This is a genomic window from uncultured Campylobacter sp., from assembly GCF_938017615.1.
Classification (GTDB): domain Bacteria; phylum Campylobacterota; class Campylobacteria; order Campylobacterales; family Campylobacteraceae; genus Campylobacter_B.
On record NZ_CALIJA010000152.1, the window covers coordinates 1 to 6,133 of the forward strand.

At 44.9% G+C, this 6,133-nt stretch carries 5 protein-coding genes; 1 reads left to right on the plus strand and 4 read right to left on the minus strand.

Annotated elements, in window-relative coordinates; all coding sequences use genetic code 11:
* Positions 1–192: 192 nt before the first annotated feature.
* Genes Q0620_RS07790 through Q0620_RS07800 form a run of 3 tightly spaced genes read right to left on the minus strand, consistent with a single transcriptional unit; the run spans position 193 to position 3,823 of the window.
* A complete protein-coding gene (locus Q0620_RS07790) occupies positions 193–654 on the minus strand; it encodes a hypothetical protein (RefSeq protein ID WP_298784277.1) in 462 nt (153 codons plus the stop codon).
* A complete protein-coding gene (locus Q0620_RS07795) occupies positions 654–2,576 on the minus strand; it encodes a ribonuclease R family protein (RefSeq protein WP_298784278.1) in 1,923 nt (640 codons plus the stop codon). Before Q0620_RS07795 ends, Q0620_RS07790 begins: the two co-directional genes overlap by 1 nt.
* Positions 2,577–2,578: 2 nt before the next feature.
* Positions 2,579–3,823, minus strand: coding sequence for a hypothetical protein (locus tag Q0620_RS07800; RefSeq protein WP_298784280.1), 1,245 nt, complete (start codon positions 3,821–3,823; stop codon positions 2,579–2,581).
* 467 nt (positions 3,824–4,290) lie between these two features.
* On the opposite strand from Q0620_RS07800, the gene Q0620_RS07805 reads away from it, so the two are divergent.
* The gene (locus tag Q0620_RS07805) at positions 4,291–5,337 is read left to right on the plus strand and encodes a hypothetical protein (RefSeq protein ID WP_298784282.1); all 1,047 of its coding nucleotides are present in this window, start codon (positions 4,291–4,293) and stop codon (positions 5,335–5,337) included.
* 252 nt (positions 5,338–5,589) lie between these two features.
* Here Q0620_RS07805 and Q0620_RS07810 read toward each other — a convergent pair whose 3' ends face one another.
* On the minus strand, positions 5,590–5,991 hold the full coding sequence (locus tag Q0620_RS07810; RefSeq protein ID WP_298784284.1) for a hypothetical protein: 402 nt from the start codon (positions 5,989–5,991) through the stop codon (positions 5,590–5,592).
* Between the last annotated feature and the right edge of the window lie 142 nt (positions 5,992–6,133).

Sequence of the window (6,133 nt, forward strand, 5' to 3'; positions counted from 1 at the left end):
TGAGCAGATTGCTGGGTATAGGCTTGTGCCTTAGGTCCACAAGCTGCTAAAAGACTAAGAATTGCTAAAGAAGCAATAGAAAGTGTGAATGTCTTCGTTTTCATAGCGACTTCCTTTCTTTTGTGCTAATGTTGTTTCTGAAATCGTTTTCAAGTTTTCCTATCCCCAGTATAGCAACTTAAACCTAGAAGGTCAACTAATCTCATCGCTTCCTACCAAACTTGCTCGCACTTCCGAGATAAAGTAGAGGGAGCCCGTCACGAAAAGCAGGTCCTGGTCATTGGCCTTTCCTTCAAATTCTTTGATAAAATCCGCACTCACCGAAATTTCGCTATCGTTTAGCTCGTAGATCAGATGGTTATTCGCGTCCGACTTACACAGCGCGATGAGCCTTCGCAGCTCCTCCTTTTTGATAAGCGAGGCAGTTTTGATGTGAAGCGTGTTGCTGCCGCCGAAAAGCGAGGGCTCCAAGAAGCTCCGCGCCTGCTCAAAATCATACTCCAAAAAATACAAACTCAAAAAATTTTCCGAGGCGTAAATTTGCTTCAGGCGCTGCGCGTAAAGCTCGTTTGAAAAATCGTCTCCGCCGCGCAAAAGCACGAAATTAGGCACCCTGCCGCTTGCTATAAGCCCGTCAAATTCTTTTCTATACATCAGATCTTCTTTACCACCCTGCCTAAAATCACTCCGCTAGCGATATTTGCGTCCGTAAGCTCGACTAGCACGGGCGTTAAAATGTCGCCGGCGAAATTTGAAACTAAAATTTTAGCCCCCTTTAGCTTGTCGTCTAGCTTTGCGGTGACGGAATTTCCGTTTTCGTCGATGTAGCAGCGGAATTTTTTGCCTAAATTTTCTGCGGCCCAGCGCGCAAATTTTCGGTCCATAAAATCAAATGCAACCTTATCCGCTTCGCGCTCGAGCTCGTTTAGCCTCGCGCACGTAGCGTCGATGTTTAAAAGCAGGTAATTATAAAATTTCTCATCCCCCCTCATCTGCGCCTTTAGCAGGCGGTGCAAAATGAGATCGGAATAGCGCCTGATCGGGCTTGTGAAGTGCGTGTAGTTATCAAATCCGAGCCCGAAATGCCCGCGCGATTCGGACGCATACTCGGCGCGCTTTTGAGCCTTGATGATGAGCTTATCGATCTCCTCGCGTATCCCCATAGCATCGGCTTGCGCTTGGATTTCGCCGATCATCTTAGCAAGATTGCTCTGATACGGCGCGTCGATGCCGAACAGCGCCAGATCGTCAAGCAGCGCGTAAATTTTTTTAAGCTCCGCCGAGCCGTGATTTCTAAAAACACCCCGTTCGATGCGCGCCGCAGCGGCTTTATTGGCTAGCAGCATACAATCCTCGATGAGCTTGTGCGACGGGGTGTCAGTCTCAAAGCGAGTGGAGCTTATAAAACCGCGCTCATCAAGCGTTATGCGAAGCTCCTTGGTGCGAAAATCAAATCCGCGCTTTAGCCTCGCACGGCGCAGGCGCTCGCAAATTTCATTAAGCGGCAAGAGCCAGCTTAAAATTTCAGGCTCGTACGCCTTGCGGGTGCGTAAAATTTCATCTACCTCGTCGTAATCGTAGCGGTGTTTTGATCTTATGATCGCTTCGAAAAGCTCCTGCTTTTGCGGGTTTAAATTTTCATCTAAAGCGATTTTAAAAACGAAGGCCAGTCTCGGCAGATTCGGCATCAGCGAGCAGATGTTTTCGCTAAGCTCGCGCGGCAGCATCGGCACGGATCTGTGCGGAAAATATATCGAAAAGCCGCGAAATTTCGCCTCCTTATCGATCGGCGAGTATTCGCTTACGTATTCGCTCACGTCGGCGATCGCGACGTAAAGCGTGCGCTCTTTTACGTCAAAATAGATCGCGTCGTCGAAGTCCTTGGCGTCGATGGGATCGATGGTGCAAAACGCAAGATGCTGCAAATCCACGCGCTGCGGATACAGCGCCTCGTCCACTTCGCTGCCGAAGCTCGCGGCTTGCTGCTTGCACGCTTCGTTAAATTCGTCGTTTTTATCGTAGATCGCTAAAGAAATTTTCTCATCGACGAAGGGATCGGCTAGGCTTCCGATCACCTCGGTGATCTCGTTCGTTAGATTATCGATCTTTAAAAGGGTGCCTGACGGCAGCTGCTTTAGCGATTTTTGCGTGGCTTTGAGCGGATTTGCGAGGCCGGTTTTGACGTTTACGCCTAAAATTTCGCGCCCAAAGCTTTTGGTATAAACCACGCTCGTTAAAAACGCAGGCTTGACGCACATCAGCACCTTTGCGTGCAGGCGGGACTTTCTTGAGCTTAAAATTTTTGCTAGGATCAGATCACCCAGATGCACGCCGCTTAAATATCTGTTTTCGATGATGAGATCAGCTTTGAAGCGATCGTCGAAGCTTTGCAGATAGCCCGTGCCGTCGCGCGCGATGTCGAGCCTGCCGAAAACATAGCCGTCGTTTAGATAGAGCTTGCCTTTGTGCGCGCTGATAGCGCCGATATTTAGGAGGTTGCGCGCGAGCTCCTTTTGCTCGCCGCTAAGATTCTTTTCAAATACGCCCGAGTTAAAGGCGCGCAGGAACTCTCTCATATCTAAATTTCGCCTTTAGCCTCTAAAAACGCTTCCTGTTCGAAGCCGAACTCGACTAGTAAATTCAAAGCGTTGTCGATGCTAAGCTCGTCGAAGTGATGGTAGATATTGACCGCGGTTTTGGCGATCTTTAGCATCGCGTAGCGGGATTTGTTCTCAAAAGGCGCGTCGTCGGGGGCGTTTGAATACAGCGCGTCCTGCGCGATCTGTTCTAGCCCAAAATGTGCAAATAGCGCGTGCGAGACGCTCTCGCGGTTTGTGCCGCTAAATTCCATCTCCACGTCGGTAAAATCTTGCGGAAAGATCGAGCCCTTGATAGCATGGTAAAATTCCTCCGCCTTGCCCGTAGCACACACCTGCTCGTCGATAAAAACCCGCCCGAACTCCACCAAAATTACGCTTGAAAGGATGTTTTGCTCGATCTGCGGGTAGGATTTGATCCACGAAAACATAAGCAGATTTCGCAGCAGCGAGACCTGCGTGAGCTTTTCGCGGTCGATGCGATACGCCTGCAAATCCGGCTTTAGCATCTCGTCAAATACGGCGAATAGAAAAAACGCCCGCATCTGCTCGCGCCCGTAAAGCTCAAACGCTCGCTGTAAATTTAGCGTCTTTAGTGCTGTGTCGCCCTGCTCCTGCTTCGCCGGCTGCTCTCGCCCCTGCTCCTGCGCCTTTCCCCATTCTTGCCCCTGTTTTTGCTGCTGCGCTTGTATCGGCTCTCGCCCATGCACTCGTTCGGCTTGCGCGGAAACACCCAAACCTAGCGTGCAATCAGCTCTCGCGGCGGCGCGCTGATTTTGTGGCGGCGTATCGCTTGCTGCTTGCGAGGGGTTAAATTTAAAATTCTCGTCGCTGCAATTTAGGCCGCTTGTGTCATTTGAGTGATTAAATTTAAGACTATCGCCCTGCCCTGCTAAGTCTGTGCCTTTTTGCTCGCTCGAGGTGTACTCGTTTTGCCGCCACTCGTCTGCGGCGTCTTGCAAGCTGTGTTCTATGGACTTTGCACCTTGGAGATCGCACCGCTCATCCGCGGCACCGAAATTTTGCCTCGCGAGCTCTTCGGCGCTAAATTTAGACAAACCGCAAAAGGCTAAATCTAAAATTTTATCCGCGAGGGGGGCGTTTTTTGAAATTTGCAAAGCGAGCCTGACGTCCGAAACATCCGCGTCAAACGATGCTAAAATTTTTAAAATTTCATCGCTAAAGCCCGCAAGCGCGCCTATTTTTTGGGTTATAAATTTATTCATTTTCAAAAGCCGTTCAATATAAATTTCGCACAATCATATCAAATTTTAACTCAAATTGCAAAGCAAAACGCCGCCGTTGCGCCAAAATTTCACTTCGGCTCACGAGGCTTTTAAAGCGCTCTTTTTGCTCCTGAAAATCGCGGATCAAACCGCCCGTTTATCGTGACGGCACAACAAAAATTTCATCCGCTGTTTTATAAAATTTTAATCCCCTTTCGTATAGAATGCATCGAAATTCCGTTTATAAAGAGCCCAATTAAAACAGAAGTTTGAAGAGCTAAAAAGACTTAAAAACTGAAAATAACTTTAAAATGCTCAAACTGGTTTTTAAAATTTCATATAAATTCAAGCAGATGAATTTATATGAAATTTAATGACGAGCTAAGATATAGAGCAATAAAATATTGCTACTAAAGAAACTCTTTGGGCTTTACAAATTTGCATATGTATTTTTATAAAGGTTAGATATGCGCAGTATAGTATTTCTTTTCATAATACCCGCTTTTTTTACCATAAGCTTTTTTGTCGCCCTAATCGCCCCTAAAGGCAAACGCAAACTGCTTTGGCTTTTTGTTTGGTTTATGGTGTTTTTCGGGGATATTGTCGTACTTAAAGCAATTATGGCCTATTATGATTTTAAATATGCCAAGATAAACGTCTATGAAAAGCCCGCCATACACGCTTACTATGCCGGAGAAAGAGAAATAGTCGAATGGAATACAAGCGGTTTTCCTTTGATAGATCCAACCAATTGGCTAAATTTCCCTGCAAATACGACCGATGCGAATTTCATATCTTTGATAAACGGCTACGTAAATTTCATAGATTATAAAGAAAAAAGCGAAAATCCTGTCACAAACGGTAAATATTTTAGAATTTATCTGGATGACTATACCGCACAAGAGTGCTTTTTATCAGCCAAGTTAAGCACAAGAGGCTTTTTAAAGAGTATCCCGATAACGTATGAAGAATTAAATATATTTTTTAATCAACTACAATCAAATCATGAAAGCGAGGATAAAATAATCAGAGAGATAAAATCATTACTTGATGATAGAAATGCCTCGACGATAGATATAAAACCGTCTAAAATATTAAGTTACATAAAATACAATATGAAAGATCTCAAGCAAATTTACAAAGACAAATGCGTAGCTCGTAAAGAAATCAATGAAGATGAGATAGCCGATATAGAGTTGGTATTGGAAAAAGAAAATAGGATGACGGACTGGCGCATAGAGCCGGCACCAAATATCAAAACCTTTCTTGACGACCTAATCGGTCTAAGCTTTAACTACGGCGGAATCATAAAAGATAGAAAAACGGGCAGGATACTAGCTGATAATATATACGAAAACGTAAGATACCAAGGAGCGTTAGGCGAAAGCTTTATAAAGGCTTTTGGAAGCGAGTCGAGAGGATACGGGATATCTTGCGATAGCGGCAGGGAGAAGTATTTGGATATATGTAATCAAAAGATGATAGAAGAATTCTTCAGAAAGGATAGAAAATGAGAAAGTTTGAGGCGCTAAAAACATATGCAGAGCCACCATGGGAGGGGTATAAGGGATTGAACAATTAACAAGCTGTGGTATAAAAAAGACTGCTATGCTATTTAGATTTAACCGAGGGCAATTCAGATCAAACAGATCCAAATATCAAATTTGCAAATTTAAATTTACTAATTGTGTGAATTTGTAAAGTAAGGTTAAATTTGTAAATTTAATAAATTCGGTATCAAACGATACTGACCGAGATTGAATTTGCTAGGAAATTTTATAAAAAGGATCAAATTTGGTAAACGATGTTTTTAATTCCAATATTCGGTTAGCCCATGCCTGCGCCACATCGGCACGAGGGACATATTCGCCATTAAGCACATCTAGCATTTTCTTTTCACGCGCGGCCTTTGCTTCTTTATAATCTGCTTCGGCTTCTAACTTACGAGTTGATGCGGATTTACTTTTAGCATTATCACCTTTCGCCTGCCCTAAATACACAAGGACTTCTCGGAGATTCCACCAACCTACAGATGCTTTAGGCATCCCTGCTTTATGATGTCGAGAAATAATTTCCGGAGTGACCCGCAAGAGGTCACATAGTTGAGTGCTTGATACGAGCAGATTGCCTGCAGCATCAAATTTCACTCTCGGTTTTGTGTCCGCCATAGGTGTACTCCTTTCTTAAATCGTCTTTCTACATTCAACAGGAAAATTTTTCTCACAGAGAGAAGACCATCGCGCGGGGGCGACCAGCGGCCATTTTTCGCCCGCGGAGTACCTTTTCCAAATTTTTATTTTCTCAATTAGG

What these genes read in the sequence shown, in the direction of transcription:
- Q0620_RS07790 (WP_298784277.1), bottom strand. Translation starts at nt 654, where the DNA reads ATGTATAGAAAAGAATTTGACGGGCTTATAGCAAGCGGCAGGGTGCCT.
- Q0620_RS07795 (WP_298784278.1), bottom strand. Translation starts at nt 2,576, where the DNA reads ATGAGAGAGTTCCTGCGCGCCTTTAACTCGGGCGTATTTGAAAAGAAT.
- Q0620_RS07800 (WP_298784280.1), bottom strand. Translation starts at nt 3,823, where the DNA reads ATGAATAAATTTATAACCCAAAAAATAGGCGCGCTTGCGGGCTTTAGC.
- Q0620_RS07805 (WP_298784282.1), top strand. Translation starts at nt 4,291, where the DNA reads ATGCGCAGTATAGTATTTCTTTTCATAATACCCGCTTTTTTTACCATA.
- Q0620_RS07810 (WP_298784284.1), bottom strand. Translation starts at nt 5,991, where the DNA reads ATGGCGGACACAAAACCGAGAGTGAAATTTGATGCTGCAGGCAATCTG.